General features: G+C 78.5%; 18 protein-coding genes. 10 read left to right on the forward strand and 8 right to left on the reverse strand.

Going from position 1 to position 16910, the window contains the following annotated elements:
- Positions 1 to 8: 8 nt before the first annotated feature.
- A complete protein-coding gene (locus ACI8AC_RS20605) occupies positions 9 to 851 on the reverse strand; it encodes a hypothetical protein (protein ID WP_456899703.1) in 843 nt (280 codons plus the stop codon).
- Positions 848 to 1363 carry a DUF309 domain-containing protein gene (locus ACI8AC_RS20610; protein ID WP_456899704.1) on the reverse strand — a complete coding sequence of 172 codons (516 nt, stop codon included), beginning with the start codon at positions 1361 to 1363 and terminating at the stop codon, positions 848 to 850. Before ACI8AC_RS20610 ends, ACI8AC_RS20605 begins: the two co-directional genes overlap by 4 nt.
- Positions 1364 to 1527: 164 nt before the next feature.
- Between ACI8AC_RS20610 and egtA the strand changes: the two genes are divergently transcribed.
- From egtA to egtE, 9 genes are all read left to right on the forward strand, one after another.
- Positions 1528 to 2793 (forward strand): ergothioneine biosynthesis glutamate--cysteine ligase EgtA, encoded by a 1266-nt coding sequence (egtA, locus tag ACI8AC_RS20615; protein ID WP_456899705.1) that lies wholly within the window; start codon positions 1528 to 1530, stop codon positions 2791 to 2793.
- Positions 2790 to 4109, forward strand: a complete 1320-nt coding sequence (gene egtB, locus ACI8AC_RS20620; RefSeq protein ID WP_456899706.1) for an ergothioneine biosynthesis protein EgtB — start codon at positions 2790 to 2792, stop codon at positions 4107 to 4109. The genes egtA and egtB overlap by 4 nt, the downstream gene beginning before the upstream one ends.
- 3 nt (positions 4110 to 4112) lie before the next feature.
- A complete protein-coding gene (gene egtC / locus ACI8AC_RS20625) occupies positions 4113 to 4805 on the forward strand; it encodes an ergothioneine biosynthesis protein EgtC (protein ID WP_456899707.1) in 693 nt (230 codons plus the stop codon).
- A 66-nt stretch (positions 4806 to 4871) separates the two neighbouring features.
- On the forward strand, positions 4872 to 5840 hold the full coding sequence (gene egtD, locus ACI8AC_RS20630; RefSeq protein WP_456899708.1) for an L-histidine N(alpha)-methyltransferase: 969 nt from the start codon (positions 4872 to 4874) through the stop codon (positions 5838 to 5840).
- Between the two features lie 307 nt (positions 5841 to 6147).
- Positions 6148 to 6969 (forward strand): DUF4397 domain-containing protein, encoded by an 822-nt coding sequence (locus ACI8AC_RS20635; RefSeq protein ID WP_456899709.1) that lies wholly within the window; start codon positions 6148 to 6150, stop codon positions 6967 to 6969.
- A gap of 23 nt (positions 6970 to 6992) precedes the next feature.
- Complete coding sequence (locus ACI8AC_RS20640; protein WP_456899710.1) at positions 6993 to 7655, forward strand: class F sortase; 663 nt, start codon at positions 6993 to 6995, stop codon at positions 7653 to 7655.
- A gap of 44 nt (positions 7656 to 7699) precedes the next feature.
- Positions 7700 to 8296, forward strand: a complete 597-nt coding sequence (locus ACI8AC_RS20645) for an RNA polymerase sigma factor (protein WP_456899711.1) — start codon at positions 7700 to 7702, stop codon at positions 8294 to 8296.
- A complete protein-coding gene (locus tag ACI8AC_RS20650; protein WP_456899712.1) occupies positions 8277 to 9146 on the forward strand; it encodes an anti-sigma factor in 870 nt (289 codons plus the stop codon). Before ACI8AC_RS20645 ends, ACI8AC_RS20650 begins: the two co-directional genes overlap by 20 nt.
- Positions 9147 to 9152: 6 nt before the next feature.
- A complete protein-coding gene (gene egtE, locus ACI8AC_RS20655; RefSeq protein ID WP_456899713.1) occupies positions 9153 to 10304 on the forward strand; it encodes an ergothioneine biosynthesis PLP-dependent enzyme EgtE in 1152 nt (383 codons plus the stop codon).
- Positions 10305 to 10370: 66 nt separating this feature from the next.
- Here egtE and ACI8AC_RS20660 read toward each other — a convergent pair whose 3' ends face one another.
- From ACI8AC_RS20660 to ACI8AC_RS20685, 6 genes are all read right to left on the reverse strand, one after another.
- Entirely contained in the window at positions 10371 to 11741 is a 1371-nt protein-coding gene (locus ACI8AC_RS20660) for an 8-oxoguanine deaminase (RefSeq protein WP_456899714.1), read from the reverse strand.
- A gap of 44 nt (positions 11742 to 11785) precedes the next feature.
- A complete protein-coding gene (locus ACI8AC_RS20665; protein WP_456899715.1) occupies positions 11786 to 12091 on the reverse strand; it encodes a DUF4333 domain-containing protein in 306 nt (101 codons plus the stop codon).
- 59 nt (positions 12092 to 12150) lie between these two features.
- Complete coding sequence (gene alc, locus ACI8AC_RS20670) at positions 12151 to 13284, reverse strand: allantoicase (RefSeq protein WP_456899716.1); 1134 nt, start codon at positions 13282 to 13284, stop codon at positions 12151 to 12153.
- A gap of 161 nt (positions 13285 to 13445) precedes the next feature.
- Entirely contained in the window at positions 13446 to 14759 is a 1314-nt protein-coding gene (allB, locus tag ACI8AC_RS20675) for an allantoinase AllB (RefSeq protein ID WP_456899717.1), read from the reverse strand.
- Positions 14756 to 15070 carry a hypothetical protein gene (locus ACI8AC_RS20680; RefSeq protein ID WP_456899718.1) on the reverse strand — a complete coding sequence of 105 codons (315 nt, stop codon included), beginning with the start codon at positions 15068 to 15070 and terminating at the stop codon, positions 14756 to 14758. Before ACI8AC_RS20680 ends, allB begins: the two co-directional genes overlap by 4 nt.
- Positions 15071 to 15192: 122 nt before the next feature.
- The gene (locus tag ACI8AC_RS20685; protein WP_456899719.1) at positions 15193 to 16326 is read right to left on the reverse strand and encodes an epoxide hydrolase family protein; all 1134 of its coding nucleotides are present in this window, start codon (positions 16324 to 16326) and stop codon (positions 15193 to 15195) included.
- Between the two features lie 268 nt (positions 16327 to 16594).
- Between ACI8AC_RS20685 and ACI8AC_RS20690 the strand changes: the two genes are divergently transcribed.
- Positions 16595 to 16753 carry a hypothetical protein gene (locus ACI8AC_RS20690; protein ID WP_456899720.1) on the forward strand — a complete coding sequence of 53 codons (159 nt, stop codon included), beginning with the start codon at positions 16595 to 16597 and terminating at the stop codon, positions 16751 to 16753.
- Positions 16754 to 16910 lie beyond the last annotated feature (157 nt).

A 16910-nucleotide genomic window follows, 5' to 3' on the forward strand; every position in this document is an offset into this window, starting at 1 on the left:
GAAGCCCGTCAGCCGACGAGGAGGGCCGTCCGGCCGCGGGACCGGGCGGGGCCACCCTCGGCGCGGCCGACCCGGCCGAGACCGGCCGAGCGGAGCGCCAGCGCGGCCAGGACCACACCGGCCGCCGCCGGCGCCGCGACCACCACCGGCAGCGGGGGGCCGGCGACCGCGACCGCGACGAGCCCCCAGGCGGCCGCGGCGGTGAGCGGGCCGGCGGCGACCCGCGCGGTGAGCACCAGGACCGAGACGACGCCGGCCACGGCCACCAGGGCGGCGACCGCCCACGCGCGCGCGGCGGGGCCCTCCGCCGGTGCGCCCAGCGCCACGCCGGCGCTGGCCACCTGGACGGTCATCGCCAGCGACACCCACCCCAGCAGCAGGCCGGTCACCGCCGACGGCAGCACCCGGGCCGCGCCCGAGGTGGGCAGCCGCTGCAGGCGGGCCCAGGCGGTGGCGGCGGCCAGCACGATGGCGGCCAGCAGCACCGCGGGCAGCACCGGCCAGCGCTCGCCCACCAGGGGGAAGAGCACCTCCCACAGGGCGTTCCCGGCGAAGGCGGCGGCCAGCGGCCACCCGGTGGCCCGGTGCACCTCCCGGATGCGCTGGCCGGGGAGGGCCTGCCAGACGGCCCACGCCAGGGCCCCGGCGAAGACGACACCCCAGATGGCAAAGGCGTAGCCGGCCGGCGTGATCAGCGAGCGGGTCGCGTCGCTGACCTCGCCGACGCTGCGCCCGGCCAGCGCCGTGCCCAGGGGGCTGCCCACGACCTGCGCGACCGCGGCCGCCACCACCGCGCCCGCCCGCAGGCCGTCCGTCCGTCCCGTGCCGTCGCTCGCGGCTGGCTGGCTCATCGCCCTCCGGTACCCAGCCGCGGCGGGGCTGCACGCGGGAGCCGGCCCTCGGCCGCCTCCGCCGCGGCTTCCCGGGCCCAGGCGACCAACCCGGGGACGTCGATGCCGTGCGGCGGGTCGGCGGCGTACCCGGCGACGTTGCCGGCCCCGCGGTCGAGCAGCGTGGCGGCCCCCCGGGCGTTGCCGCGCGCGGCGTGGGTGAGCCCGACGGCCAGCTGCGCCAGGCCCCGCCAGAGCTGCCGCTCGGCCTCGGGCGCGGTCTTCCACGCGTCCTCCAGCACCTCGTGCGCGTGGAACGGGCGGCCGGCGTCGAGCAGCCGCTGCGCCTCGGCGAGCGCGACCGCCGGCGTCCGGAGGACCCCCTCGGGCGCGCGCTCGACCCCCGGGGTGCCGTGCGGCAGCGGCCGGCCCAGCGCGTCGCGCGGCCGGGCGTTGCGGGCACGGCCCTCGGCGTCGCGGTCGCGATCGGCGTCTCGCCCGGCGGCTCGATCGGGGTCGGGAGGAGTGTCCACCCGGGAATCCTGGCGCGCCGGGCCGGTGACCGCCGTTCCGGACGGATGCGTCCTGTCGGCAGGTGCGGGCACGATGGGAGCGAGGACGGCCGGCACGATCGGGCCGCCCCCGCACCGACCCGCGGTCGACGTCGACCGGTCCGGACCTGGAGGGGGTGGGGCCCGTGGCCCCGGTGATCGAGGAACGCGCGGCCGAACTGGGCCGGGACGAGGCCGTCGCCCACTGCATCGCGGCCGCGCTGCGCCCCGGGCCGGTCGGCGCGGTGGGGCTGGAGCTCGAGGCGCACCTGGTGGACCGGGACGCCCCGGCGGCGCGGGTGCCGTGGGCCCGGGTGGCCCGCGCGGTCGCCGCGCTGCCGCCGCTGCCGGGCGGCAGCCGGGTCACCCTGGAGCCCGGGGGGCAGGTGGAGCTCTCCGGTCCCCCGCTGCCCGACGTGGCAGCGGCGGTCGCCGCGCTGCGCCGCGACCGCGACGTGCTCGCCGGCGCGCTGGCCGCCGATCGGCTGGCGCCGGCCCCCTGCGGCGCGGACCCGCTGCGGCCGCCGGCCCGGGTCAACCCGGCGCCGCGGTACGCCGCGATGGAGGAGCACTTCGCCGCGGTGGGCTGCGCCGCGGCGGGCACGGCGATGATGACCTCGACCGCCTCCCTGCAGGTCAACCTGGAGGCCGGGCCGTGCGGCGGGTGGAGCGAGCGGGTGTCGCTGGCCCACCAGCTGGGCCCGGTGCTGGTCGCGGTGTCGGCCTGCTCCCCGCTGTCGTCCGGCCGCGCGACCGGCTGGGTCTCGACCCGGCAGCGGGTGTGGGGCGACCTCGACCAGGCCCGCTGCGGCCCGTTGCTCGGCGGCGCGGACCCGGCGTCGGAGTGGGCGGAGTACGCACTGACCGCGCCGGTGATGCTGGTGCGCGACACGCCCTCCGGGCGGGCGGACGCGGTCCGGTCCCGCGTGCGCTTCCTCGACTGGGTGACCGGGGCGGTGCCGCTCGGCGGGCGCCGGCCCACCCTCGCCGACCTCGACTACCACCTGACCACGCTCTTCCCGCCGGTGCGGCCGCGCGGCTTCCTGGAGATCCGCTACCTGGACGCCGCGCCGGAGCCCTGGTGGCCCGCCCTGGCCGCGCTCACCACCGTCCTGCTCGACGACCCGGTCGCGGCCGGGCGGGCCGCCGAGGCAAGCGCACCGGTCGCCGGTGCCTGGGACCGCGCGGCCCGCCGCGGGCTGGGCGACCCCGCGCTGCACGCCGCGGCCCGGGCCTGCCTGGCCGCCGCGCTGGACGCCGTCCCCGCCGCCCTGCGCCCCGAGCTCACCGCGCTGGCCGAGTCCGTGGACCGCGGCTCCTGCCCCGGCGACGAGCTGCGCGCCGCCGCGCGCGCCGGCGGGCCGGTCGCCGCCCTGCTGACCGCCGCCCGCACCCCGGAGGACGACCGATGACGCCGCAGGAGCACCTGGCCCGGGAGCTGGCCGCCGCCCGGGCGCGCACCCTGCTGCTCACCGACCACGACGAACCCGAGCTGCTCCGCCAGCACACCCCGCTGCTGTCCCCGCTGGTCTGGGACCTCGCGCACGTCGGCCAGCAGGAGGACCTCTGGCTGCTGCGGGGCGGGAACGCGGCCTGCCGGGGGCTGCTGCCACCGGACGTGGAAGCCCTCTACGACGCGTTCACCCACCCGCGGGCGGGGCGCGCCCGGCTGCCGCTGCTGCCGCCGGTGGAGGCGCGCGCCTTCTGCGCCGAGGTGCGCGGCCGGGTGCTCGACCGGCTCGAGCGCCTCGGCCGGGACGACGACGGCGACCCCTTCCCCTTCGCGATGGTGGTCAGCCACGAGCAGCAGCACGACGAGACGATGCTGCAGGCGCTCGGCGTCCGCGCCGGCCCGCCGCTGCTGGGCGCCGGCGGCCCGCTGCCCCCGGGCCGCCCGGGCGTGGCCGGCACCGCGGTGACCGTGCCGGGCGGCGAGTTCCTGCTGGGCGTGGACGCCGCCGACGAGCCGTTCTCGCTGGACAACGAGCGACCCGCCCACCGCGTGCACGTGCCGGCCTTCCGGATCGGCCGGGTGCCGGTCACCAATGCCGAGTACGCCGCCTTCGTGGCCGACGGCGGGTACGACCAGCGGCGGTGGTGGTCGCCGCGGGGCTGGGCGCACCGGGTCGAGGCCGGGCTGGAGCGGCCGCAGTTCTGGGGCACCGACGGCACCCGCACCCGGTTCGGCGTCGTCGAGGAGCTCCCCCCGGACGAACCGGTCCAGCACGTCACCGCCTTCGAGGCCGAGGCGTACGCGGCCTGGGCCGGCGGCACCGGCGCCGTCCCCGCCGGTGCGCGGCTGCCCACCGAGGTGGAGTGGGAGAAGGCCGCCGTCTGGGACCCGGCCACCGGCCGCCGCCGGCGGTTCCCGTGGGGCGACTCCGAGCCGACGCCGGCGCTGGCCAACCTGGGGGGCGCGGCGCTGCGCCCGGCGCCGGTGGGCGCCTACCCGGCCGGCGCCTCCCCGTGCGGCGCCGAGCAGCTGATGGGCGACGTGTGGGAGTGGACGTCGTCGCCCTTCGAGCCCTGGCCCGGGTTCGTCCCGATGCTCTACGCCGACTACTCCGCGCCGTTCTTCGGCGGCGACCACCGGGTGCTGCGCGGCGGCTCCTGGGTGGTGGGGCCCTCGATCCTGCGGCCGAGCTTCCGCAACTGGGACCACCCGTACCGCCGGCAGGTCTTCGCCGGGTTCCGGCTGGCCTGGTCGGTCGACGAGCCGGGCGCCTGAGCCGTGTGCCGCCACCTCGGCTGGCTGGGCCGGCCCCGGACGCTGGCGTCGCTGGTGCTCGACCCGCCGTCCTCGCTGCTGGTGCAGTCCTGGGCGCCGCGACGGCAGCGCCACGGCACGGTGAACGCCGACGGCTGGGGCGTCGGCTTCTTCACCCCGGGCCGCGCGGAGCCGGCCCGCTGGCGCTCACCGCGGCCGCTGTGGGCCGAGCCGTCGTTCGCCTCGGTCGCGCCCGTGCTGTCCTCGGGCTGCGTGGTCGCCGCCGTCCGCTCGGCGACGGTCGGCATGCCGCTGGAGGAGAGCGCGGCGGCGCCGTTCACCGACGGCCGGTGGCTGCTGTCGCACAACGGCCGGGTCGACCGCGGCGCCCTCCCGCCGGTGCGGGACGTGGAGTCGACGGTGGACAGCGCCCTGCTGGCCGCGCTCGTCTTCGCGCGCGGCCTCGACGCCCTGGGGACGACGGTGCGGGAGGTGGCCGCCGCCGACCCCGCGGCCCGGCTCAACCTGCTGGCCGCCGACGGCACCCGGCTGCTGGCCACCACGTGGGGGGACACGCTCTCGGCCCTGGTCACGCCCGAGGGGACGGCCCTGGCCAGCGAGCCGTGGGACGACGACCCGGCGTGGACCGACCTCCCCGACCGGTCGCTGGTCGAGGTCACCCCCGACGGGCTGACCGTGACCGCGCTGACCCCGTGAGCCGCCTGACCTCCTGAGCCCCCTGACCTCCTGAGGCCCCCTGCACCCCCCGACCCGAGGAGCCCCGTGACGATCTCGCTGACCTCCCACCTCGCCCCCGGTGACGCGGCCGCGGCGCTGCGCGCGGAGGCGCTCGCCGGGCTGACCGCCACGCCGAAGTCGCTGCCGCCGCGGTGGTTCTACGACGAGCGCGGCAGCGAGCTGTTCGACGAGATCACCCGGCTGCCCGAGTACTACCCGACGCGGGCCGAGCGCGCGGTGCTGGAGGCGCGCGCCGGCGAGATCGCCGCCCTCTCCGGGGCCGACGTGCTCGTCGAGCTCGGCAGCGGGACGTCGGAGAAGACCCGCCTGCTGCTCACCGCGCTGCGCGACGCGGGCACGCTGCGGCGGTTCGTGCCGTGCGACGTCGACCCGTCGGTGCTGCAGGCCGCGGGCGAGGCCCTGACCCGCGAGTACCCCGGCGTCGAGGTGCGGGCGGTGGTCGGCGACTTCACCCGGCACCTCGGCGAGCTGCCACGCGAGGGGCGCCGGCTGGTGGCCTTCCTCGGGTCGACGATCGGCAACCTCGAGCCCGGCCCCCGGGCGGCGTTCCTCGCCGAGCTGGCCGGCACGCTGTCCCCCGGCGACTCGTTCCTGCTCGGCACCGACCTGGTCAAGGACGCCGGCCGCCTGGTGCGCGCCTACGACGACGCGGCGGGGGTGACCGCGGCCTTCAACCGCAACGTGCTGGCGGTGCTCAACCGGGGGCTGCACGCCGGCTTCGACCCGGCGGCCTTCGAGCACGTGGCGCTGTGGGACCCGGCGGAGGAGTGGATCGAGATGCGGCTGCGCTCCCGCGTGGACCAGGTGGTGCGGGTGGCCGACCTCGACCTCGACGTCCCCTTCGCCGCCGGGGAGGAGATGCGCACCGAGGTGTCGGCGAAGTTCCGCCGGGAGCGGGTCGAGGCGGAGCTCGCCGCGGCCGGGCTGCGGACGGTGGCCTGGTGGACCGACCCCGACGGCGACTTCGCGGTCTCCCTCTCCGTGCCCGCCTGACGGAGGACCCCGCCTCACGGAGGACCCCGCCTCACCGCTCGCCCGACCGGGGCGGGCCCGGGACGGGGCCGTACCGCGGGGCCCGCCCCTACCGGGTGCACCACGGGCCTCGGGTCCTACGTCTCTGAGTGCCATAGCACCCAGAGACGTAGGACCCGACGAGGGTTGCAGCGCGGGAGGTGCGCGCCGGCGGGGCGCGACAGGATGGCCCGCCAGGAATTCCACGCCGGGCTGCATCCGGACCAGCGGGGACGCCGGAAGGACGTGGTGACAGAGCAGTCAGACACCACGGAAGGAACGCCACCCCATGACCCGGACCCGCACCACCGTCGTCCTCGCCACCGGCGCCACCGGCGCGCTCCTCTGCCTCGGCGCGGCGCCCGCGCTGGCCGACAACCACACCGCGACGGTGTCGGTCCTGCACGGTGTCCCGGACACCCCGGTCGACGTGTACGCCAACGGCGAGCGGCTGATCGACGACTTCGAGCCCGGCACCCTCGCCGGCCCGCTCGAGGTGCCCGGCGGCACCTACGACCTGGCGCTCTATCCCGCCGACGCGGCCGACGACTCGGGCGACCCGCTCCTGTCGGCCAGCGGCGTGTCGGTGCCCGCGGGGGCCAACGCCACCGTCGCCGCGCACCTCGACGCCGGCGGCAACCCGGCCCTCACGCCGTTCGTCAACGACACCTCGGCGGTGGAGGCGGGTCAGGCGCGGGTCACCGTGCGGCACGTCGCGGCGGCCCCGGCGGTCGACGTCCTCGCCGGTGACCAGGTCGTCGTCGACAACCTCAGCAACCCGGACGAGGCGACCCTCACCGTGCCCGCCGGCACGATCAGCGCCTCGGTCGTGCCCGACGGCGGGACCGACCCGGTGATCGGCCCGGCCGACCTCGAGCTGGCGGAGGGCGGCACCACGATCGTCTACGCGTGGGGCTCGCAGGACGCCGGGTACGAGCTGGCCGTCCAGTCGATCAGCGGCAGCCAGTCCGCGCCGTCCGGCGTCCCCGGCGGCTCGGCGGGCCTGGCCGCCGAGGACGACGGCATGCCGGCGCCGCTGGTCGCGCTGTCGCTCGCCGGCCTCGCCGCCGCCGGGATCGCCGCCGGCCGGATGGCGACCGCCCGCCGCTGACCCGTCCGCGAGGGAGGACCACCATGCGACCCGCCGCCGCCGGTGCGGTCCTGGGCCTGGCCGTGGCCGTCGGGGTGCCGACGGCCTGGCAGCTGACCCGGGAGCCGGCGGCGGCGGGCGCGCCGGTGGAGCAGGTCCTCCCCGCAGCGCCGGCCCCGGCACCGCCCCCGGCGGCGCCGGGGCCGGCCGACCTACCGCCGGTGCCGGTCCGGGACGCCGCGCCCACCGTTCCCGCGGACGCCCCCGCCCCGGCCCGCCTGGTGGTGCCCGCGCTCGGCGTCGACGCGCCGGTCGACCCCGTCGGCGTCGCCGCCGACGGCCAGATGCAGCTGCCCGAGGACGTCTCCCGGGTCGGGTGGTACCGCTTCGGCCCGGAGCCGGGGGGCGCGGGCTCGGCGGTCCTCGCCGGGCACGTCGACGACGCCGAGCAGGGGCTCGGCGAGCTCGCCCCCCTGCGCGGCGCCGCGGTCGGCACGGAGGTCGAGGTGACCGACACCGCCGGGACGGCGACCCGCTGGCGGGTGGTGTCCCGGGAGGTCCTGCACAAGCAGGAGCTGCCCCTGGCACAGCTCTTCGCCCGGGAGGGCCCACCACGGCTGGTGCTGATCACCTGCGGCGGGCCGTTCCTGCTGGAGCACGGCAGCTACCGGGACAACGTCGTGGTCGTCGCGGAGCCCCTGCCGTGACCGAGCTCCTCGAGCGGGACGGCCGTCGCGTTAGGGTCGCGGGCGTGACCCCGGACGACGGCCTGCCGCCCGGCTCGCCCTGGCCGGACGACGCCGAGATCGGCCGCCGCTTCGCCGCGGGGGACGAGCAGGCCCTCGCCTGGGCGTACGAGCGCTTCGCCGGGCAGGTCCACGGCATGGCCGTGCGCGCCTTCGGTCCGGGCCCGGACGCCGAGGACGTCACCCAGCAGGTCTTCGTCTCCGCCTGGACCGGCCGCGCCGGCTTCCGCCCGGACCAGGCCCCCCTGCCCGCCTGGCTGGTGGGCATCTGCCGCCACAAGATCGCCGACACGTGGGCCCGCCGCGACCGGCAGCGCCGCGCCACCGAGGCCGCGCTGGCCGAGGCGCAAGCCGCCACCGGGCCGGCCGCGGCGACCGTCGACAGCACCGTGGCCGACCGCGTGCTGCTGCTCGGCGAGCTGGAGCAGATCGGCCAGCCCCAGCGGGGCATCATCGAGCTGGCCTTCTTCGAGGACCTGACCCACGCGCAGATCGCCGACCGCACGGGTCTGCCCCTGGGGACGGTCAAGAGCCACATCAGGCGCACACTGGAGCGCCTGCGGACGCGGTTGGAGGTGGACGGTGCCGCACTGCACGCCTGAGCAGCTGGCGCTGGCCGCGCTCCGCGAGCCGCTGCCGGAGGGCGATGCGGCCCACCTCGCCGGGTGCGACCGGTGCCGGGCGGAGGTGGCCTCCCTGCAGCGGGGGGTCGACGCCCTCGCCGTCCCCGAGCTGGCGGCACCGCAGGGGTCGGTCGCGCCGCCGCCGGCCGTCTGGGCCGCGATCGCCGGGGCCACCGGCGTCTCGGTGGCGCCCCGGCCCGAGCTCGTGGCCGCGGGCGCCGCAGGGCCCCACGCCGCAGCGCCCCATGTCGCAGCGGCCCACGCCGCAGCCCACCGCGCCGCGGCCCGGGACGACGCGCCGCCGCCCGCGGGTCCCGGGCCCCGGCCGGCACCGGCTCCCCCGCCGCCCGGCCCGCGGTCGCCGTCGTCCGGCGGGTCCGTGGTGCGGCCGAGCTTCTCCCGCCTCCTGCTGGCGACCGCGGCCGCGCTGGTGGTCGGCATCGGGGTCGGGGCCGCCGCGGTCGTGCTCGGCACCGCCGACGGGGACGAGGGCCTGGAGGTGGCCGCCGCCGCGCTCGCGCCGCTCGACGACCGCGGCGCCACCGGCGAGGCCACCGTCGTCGAGCGGGAGGACGGCAGCCGGGTCCTGGAGCTGCAGCTCGACGCGGCGGACGTCCCGGACGGCTACTACGAGGTGTGGCTGCTCGACGAGGCGGTGTCCCGGCTGGTCCCGGTCGGCGTCGTCCAGGGCGGGGACGAGGCCAGCCTCACCCTGCCCGCCGGCATCGACATCGGCGAGTACCCGGTGGTCGACGTCTCCGTCGAGCCGCTGGACGGCGACCCGTCGCACTCCGGCGACTCCGTCGCCCGTGGCGTGCTCGAGTCCTGAGGCCCGGTGACGCACGCCCCGACCGGCCCGGTGGTGGACCCGGCCCACGACGACCTCGGCGCCGCCTGGCGCTCGGCCCGCCCGCGGCCGGCCGGCCGGCACCTCGACAGCGCCGCCTGCAGCCGGCAGAGCCACCGGGTGCTGGAGGCGGTGGCGCACCACGCCCGGCACGAGGCCGAGCTCGGCGGCTACGTCGCCGAGGCCACCGCCGAGCACCTGCTCCAGCAGGGCCGGTCGGTGCTCGGCGGGCTGGTCGGGATGGCCGCCGCCGACGTGGTCTTCGTCGAGTCCGCGCAGGCCGCCCTGGCCGCGCTGCTCACCGGCTGGCGGCTGCCGCCGGGGGCCGCGGTGGCCTGCCTGCCGGGTGAGTACGCGCCCAACACCGCCCTGCTGCGGGCCGCCGGGCTCGCGCCGCGCCCCCTGCCGGTCGACGGGCTCGGCCGGGTGGACCTCGACGGGCTGGCCCGGCTGCTGGCCGCCGACCCGCCCCGGGTGGTGCACCTGACCCACATCGGCAGCCACCGCGGCCTCGTGCAGCCGGCCGCGGAGGTGGCCGCGCTGTGCCGGGCCGCAGGCGTCCCGCTGGTCCTCGACGCGGCGCAGTCGCTGGGGCACGTGGACACCGACGTGGGCGCCGACGTCGTCTACTCGACCTCCCGCAAGTGGCTGGCCGGCCCGCGCGGCGTGGGGGTGCTGTGCGTGCGGCCGACGGTCGCCGGGGAGCTGGTGCCGGTGCTGGCCGGCGCGGCGGACCTGCCGCCGCTGCGCGCGTTCGAGTCCGGGGAGGCGCACGTCGCCGGGCGCGTCGGGCTGGTGCTGGCCGTCGGGGAGCACCTGGCGGCCGGTCCGGAGCGGGTCCGCGCGCGGCTGGCGGGCCTGGGCCGGGCCACGCGGGAGGTGCTCGAGGGCGTCACGGGCTGGCGGGCGGTCGAGCCGGTGGACGAGCCGACGGCGACCACGACGCTGCGCCCGCCGGAGGGGGTGGACGTCGTCACCACCCGGGCCCGGCTGCTCACCGAGCAGGGCATCGTCACCACCGCCATCGGCCGCGAGCGGGCACCGGGTGAGATGACCGGCCCGGTGCTGCGGGTCTCCCCGCACCTGGACGCCACGGTCGACGACCTGGAGGCCCTGGCCGCGGCCCTGCCCCGGGCATAGGGAGCCTCCACCCCCGGCGGGCGGCCCCCGACGGGGGCAGAGGTTCGTCTCCCGCGTCCCCCGGGGTCAGAGGGCGGCCTGGATCCCCGCCGCCACCCGGCGGTGGACGGCGAGCTGCTCGGCCAGCCCCGGGTGCACGGGGACGCCGTCCTCCACCACGAACCGCCCGGCGACCACCGTGTGCCGCGCGGCGACCGGCCCGCAGCGCAGCCACGCCTCGACCGGGTCCGACAGCGCGCCGGCGAACCGGACCCCGTCCAGCGGCCAGACGACGAGGTCCCCGCACGCGCCGACCGACAGCTCGCCGATCTCGCCGGTGCGGCCCAGGCAGGCCGCACCGCCGCGGGTGGCCATCTCCAGGGCGTCCCGGGCCGACATCGCGGCCGCGCCGTGCCGGAGCTTGCCCTGCAGCATCGCGGTCCGGGCCTCCAGCCACAGCGACGCCGCGTCCGCGGACGACGACCCGTCCACCCCCAGCCCGACCGGCGCGCCCGCCGCCCGCAGCTCGGCGACCGGCGCCAGCCCGCTGCCCAGCACCATGTTGGACGACGGGCAGTGCGCCACCCCCACCCGCGCCGCCCCCAGCCGGTCCACCTCGTCGGGGGAGGGCCACACCGCGTGGGCCAGCCACACCCGCTCGCCCAGCCAGCCGACGTCGGCCAGGTGGTCGACCGGGCGGCGGCCGAAGGTGGCCAGGCAGAAGGCGTCCTCGTCGCGGGTCTCGGCGAGGTGGGTGTGCAGCCGGACGTCGAGGGCCTCGGCCAGCTCGGCGGTCCGGGTCATCAGCGCCGGGGAGACGCTGAACGGCGAGCAGGGGGCCAGCGCGACGCGGGTGAGGGCGTGCGGCGAGGGGTCGTGGTGCGCCGCCACCAGCCGCTGGGACTCGGCCAGGATCTCGTCGTCGTCCTGGACGACGGAGGCCGGCGGCAGCCCGCCGTCCTCGACCGACAGCGACATCGAGCCGCGGGTGGGGTGGAAGCGCACCCCCAGGTCGCGCGCCGCGGCCACCTCGGCGGCGATGAGGTCGCCGGCGCCGCGCGGGTGCACGTAGAGGTGGTCGGTGGAGGTGGTGCACCCCGACAGCGCCAGCTCGGCGAGGCCGACCCACGCGCTGACGTGCGCCGCCTCCTCGTCCAGCCGGGCCCACAGCGGGTACAGGGTGACCAGCCAGTCGAACAGCCCGCCGGTCAGCGCGGGCGCGTAGGCCCGGGTGAGGTTCTGGTACAGGTGGTGGTGGGTGTTCACCAGCCCCGGGGTGACCAGGCAGCCGCGGGCGTCGACCCGGCGGGCGGCCGCCGGCGGGGGGTGCCCGGGCCCGCCCACGCCGGTCACCACCCCGCCGGTGACCGCCACCCAGCCGCCGGCGAGCTCCCGGCGGCCGGCGTCCACGGTGGCCAGCAGCTCGGCGTCGTGCACGAGCAGGTCGGCGGTCTCCATGGCGGGCATCCTGCCGGGCCGCGCCCGCACCGCTCCCCCTGCGGTCACTCCACGGGCACGATCTCGAACTCCGCGGTGTCCTCGTCGACCGAGGCGACCCGGACCCGCAGGGTCCGCTCCTCGCCGGTCCCCGGGTCGACGGCGGTGCACTCGGTCGTGGCGTCGACCTCGGCCTCCAGGCCGCCGTCGGGGCAGGAGACCTCGGCCACGGCGTCGAACTCGCTCTCCAGCGTGCGGGAGACCAGGTCCTCCAGCTCGGCCTGCTCGATGCCGGACCCGCAGCCGGCCAGGGCGAGGCAGAGCAGGAGGACGGCGGCCGGCGGGCCGGGACGGCGGACGGCGAGGGACACGGGGGCCTCCTGATCTCGCGGTGGGGAGGGTTCGGGTGGGGGACACCGGCCGGCTGCCGTCAGCCGCCGAGGACCAGGCGTGCCACCGCGGGCGGCAGGTCGTCCCCCAGCGGCCGGGACCCGACGAGCCGCCCGGCCTCGGCGGCCGGCACGCCCGCGGCCTGCAGCACCTCGATGGCCGGGACGTCGGGCAGCGCGTCGAACCAGCGCCGGCCCAGCGCCGCCCGGCCGGCCGCGGTGGGCCGGCCCCACAGCCGCAGCCGGGCCATCCCGCCGTCGGGGAAGACGTCGAGCCGCACCCGGTGCACCGCGGGCCCGCCGGCCGGCACGAGGCGGTGGCGGGTGTCGGGCTGCAGCCGCGTCCGGGGCAGGACGACGACGTCGCCGTCCGGGCCGGTCCCGGTCAGCGCCGCCGAGGCCGGCGCGTTGCCCAGGAACCACGAGGTGTCGAGCTCGGCGAGGGTCACCACGCCCTCGCAGGCCAGGGCCAGCTCCACCCAGTCGTTGCCGTCGTCGCGGCGCCGCCGGGTCTCCCAGCCCTCCCCCATCGAGCGGGCCGGGCCGGGGGCGAGCAGCTGCTGCGGCCGGCCGTAGAACTCGTCGCTGACCCCGGTGACCAGGCCGCCGTTCTCGGTCGCCGCGAGGTCGAGGGGCCCGGCGTCCAGCAGGCGCGGGTCGGGCAGCGGCGTGCCGTGCACCCGCAGCCGGGCCACCCCGCCGTCGGGGTGGATGGTCAGCCGGACGTGGGTGACCCGCCGGTCCGGCTCGACGGCGAAGACGTTCGCGGTGTCGCCGGCGAGGTCCGACAGCGGCACCAGCGGCCGCCAGTCGGCGCGCTGGAGCTCGGCCGGCGCCGGGTGGCCCTCGACCGCGGCGCCCTCCACCGACGCCCGGGGCGGGTAGTTGCCGGTGAAGTGCGCGGTGTCGACCACCACGGCGGCCACGACGCCCGGGGCGCCCAGCCGCACCACCGCCCGGTCGCTGCCGGGCGACCGGCGGCGGCGGGTCTCCCAGCCGTCGTACTCCTTGCCGCGGTGCCCGAAGTCGCTGCGGGCCTGCGCCGGGTGCGGCAGCAGCAGGTTCTCCTTGGCGGCGAAGAACTCGTCGTCGGCGGCGACGACGGCACCGCCCAGGGCGCGGGAGGCGAGATCGGGCAGCCGGGTGGGGTCGGCCGGCCGGGCGGGGTCGGTCATCGGGCTCCTCGGTGCGGGGGGAGTCACTCTGGCACGGGACGTGGAGGCTCGGGGGCCTCCGGACGGGGCCGCCGGAGCTCGCGGTGGGACCCCGCAGGGGGGCCGTGGCGAGCACCGTGGACCAGGCCGCCCGCGAGGAGGGCGGGCAGCGCAGCCAGGGCTCAGGGCACCCCCCGGCTGAGCAGCCGGCCGCGAGGTGCCCCGCCCGCCGGCTCGCCGCGCAGCCAGGTGCGGCGGACCGCCCCGGTCACCCGGCGCCCGGCGTAGGGCGTGACCGGGTTGCGGTGCAGCAGGGCCGTGACCGTCCACCGCTCCTCGGGCGCGAAGGCCACCAGGTCGGCGTCCCGGCCCGCGGCGATCGCCCCCTTGCCCGGCAGCCCGGCCAGCCGGGCCGGGGCCTCGGCCATCCAGCGGGCCAGGTGCCCGAGCGTCAGCCCGCGCGCCCGCGCCCCGGTCCACACCACCGGGAGCGCGACCTGCAGCGAGGCGATGCCGCCCCAGGCCAGCCCGAAGTCGCCGACGTCGAGCCGCTTGAGCTCCGGGGTGCACGGCGAGTGGTCGCTGACCACCAGCTCGACGTCGCCGTCGGCCAGCGCCGCCCACAGCGCCTCCCGGTGCGCGGACTCCCGGATGGGCGGGCAGCACTTGAACGACGTCGCGCCGTCGGGCACCTCCTCGGCGGCGAAGGTCAGGTAGTGCGGGCAGGTCTCGGCGCTGACCCGCACGCCCTCGGCCCGGGCCCGGCGCAGCAGCGGCAGGGCGTCGGCGTCGGCCAGGTGGACGACGTGCACCCGCGCCCCCGTCTCCCGGGCCGCGGCCACCAGCCGGCCGATCGCGGTCTCCTCCGCCGCCGGGGGGCGGGAGGCGAGGAAGGCCGCGTAGCTGGTGCCCGCGGGTGCCGGCGCGGCGGCGACGACCCGGTCGTCCTCGCAGTGGGCGACGAGCAGCCCGTCGACGGCGGCCACCTCGGCCAGCGCGGCGCGCAGGCCGGCGTCGTCCAGCGGGGGGAACTCCGGGACGCCGGAGTCGAGCAGGAAGCACTTGACGCCGACCACCCCGGCCTCGTGCAGCGGCCGCACCTGGTCCGCGTTGCCGGGCACCGCGCCGCCCCAGAAGGCGACGTCGACGGCCACCTGACCCTCGGCGGCCTGCCGTTTCAGGTGCAACGCCTCGACGGTGGTGGTCGGCGGGACGGAGTTCAGCGGCATGTCGACGATCGTGGTGACGCCCCCGGCCGCGGCGGCCCGGGTCGCGGAGGCGAAGCCCTCCCACTCGGTGCGGCCCGGCTCGTTGACGTGCACGTGGCTGTCCACGAGACCGGGCAGCAGCACCTCGTCGTCGGGCAGGGAGACCGCTCCGGGCGGCGCGTCGTCGAAGGCGGTGACCGCCGTGATCCGGCCGCCGGCGGTGTGCACGGCGGCCGGCCGCTCCCCCTCGGGCGTGACCACGCGCCGGGCGCGGACGACGAGGGTCACGCGGCCTCCTCGCCCGGACCGGGGCCGAGCCGGGCGAGCGTGGCGGTGACGTGGTGCAGGCGGTCGCCCCAGGCGGGGGCCACCCAGCCGCCGGGCAGCGGCAGGCGGACGGCGTCGTCGGCGGTCAGCACCCCCGCAGCCTGCCCCAGCTGCACCGTGGACGCGTAGCCGCGCGGGGTCATCGGGGGCGACCAGGCCGGCGCTCCCCGGCCCGGGTCGGCCGTGGTGTGCAGCAGCGGCCGACCGGCCCGCACCACCCCTGTCGTGCCGGTCCACCGCCCGGGCTCCTCCCCGGCGCGGCCGAGGAGCACCCGCTCCGTGGCGTGAGGACGCCCTCGCGCCCCTCGAGCACGTGGTCGGTGGTGACCCGCGGTGGCCTCCGGGGCTCGGGTGCCGGGACCGTGGACCAGCCGTGTGACGGGGTTGCCGCCGCTCAGCGCAGCGGCCGGAAGAGCTCCCGGACGTCGGCCACGAGCAGCCCGGGCTGCTCCATCGCGGCGAAGTGCCCACCCCGGTCGTGCTCCCGCCACAGGCGCAGGTCGGTGTACTGGGCGGCGGCCCACGCGCGGGTGGGCTGGTAGATGTCCGCGGGGAACAGCGACACCCCCGCCGGGACGGCGACCGTCGGGAGCCGGGCGGCCGGGTCGCGGGCCATCTCCCAGTACATGCGAGCGGAGGACGTCGCCGACCGGGTGAACCAGTACGTGGAGACGTGGTCGAGGATGCGGTCCGGCCCGAGCAGCCCGACGGGGTCCCCGTCGCTGTCGGTCCACGACCAGAACTTCTCCAGCACCCACGCGCACTGGCCGGCGGGGGAGTCGGTCAGCCCGTAGCCGAGGGTCTGCGGACGGGTCCGCTGCTGCTGGTTGTAGGCGGAGTCCACGGTCCGGTAGTGCCGCTCGCGGTCCAGCGCCCGCTGCTCGCGCGGGTCCGGGTCGGCCAGGCCCGCCGGTGCCGGGTTGACCGCCATGTTCACGTGCAGGCCCACCACGCGGTCCGGGTGCCGGGCGCCGAGGTTGGCCGCGACCAGGGCGCCGATGTCGCCGCCCTGCGCCCCGAACCGCCCGTACCCCAGGCGGGCCATCACCTCGGCCCACGCGTCGGCGGTCCGGGCCAGGCCCCAGCCGGGAGCGGACGGCTTGCCGCTCCACCCGAACCCGGGCAGCGAGGGGACGACGAGGTGGAAGGCGTCGGCCGGGTCCTCGGGCTCGGTCAGCGGGCCGAGGACGTCGAGGAACTCGAACACCGACCCCGGCCAGCCGTGCGTGAGCACCAGGGGGAGCGCATCCTCGTGCGGCGACCGGACGTGCAGCAGGTGGACGGGCAGGCCGTCGACCTCGGTGAGGAACTGCGGGTGAGCGCCGAGCAGCCCGACGCGGGCGGGCCAGTCGTAGCCCGTGGCCCAGTGCGCGCAGAGGTCCTGCAGCGCGCGCAGCGGCACCCCCTGGGACCAGTCGTCGACGGTGGCCGGCTCCGGCCACCGGGTGGCCTCCAGCCGGCGCCGCAGGTCCGCCACATCGGCCTCGGGAACCTCGATCCGGAACGGGCGGAGCGCACGGTCGGCCACACCGGTCACCGTAGGGCTTGCCGCGCGACCGGCGAGGTGTTCACCCGACTGACGCCCTCCGCCATGGCCGCCGGCCCGGGCCGGCGGAGTCGCGCCGACGGTGCTCGCGATACTCGAACGGCCCCACGGCTGGGGCGTGCAACTCGCCTCCGGGCACCGCCGTCGCTGTCCGGCGAGGGACCGCTGCTCCAGGTGCTGGTCCACCTCGGTCCCGTGCTGGCCTGCATCGGCGTCGGCATGGGCGCCGGGGTGGAGCCCGAGCGCCGGGGTGTCCGTCGTCCTCACCACCGGCCTCGAGGGACGGGGCGCCGTCATGGGTCGGCTCGCCGGCCGGACGGTGTTCCTGCTCCCCCTCGCCGCGCCGAGCCGGTTCGCCCTCGCGTCCGCCGTGCGGACGTGGTGGCGCCTGCACCGCGTCGTCCCCTGACGCCCCCGCCCACGCACGCGACGCCGCCACCCCGCCTGACAGTGAGGATGTGAGGGGACGGGGTCACCCCTGGTGGTCTGACTCTCCGCCTGACCGACGCCTTGCTGTCCTGCTGTGGGATGTGTCGGCCGTGTGGGGGTGGCCCCGTCCTTGCACG

The organism is Geodermatophilus sp. SYSU D00758 (assembly GCF_054049955.1).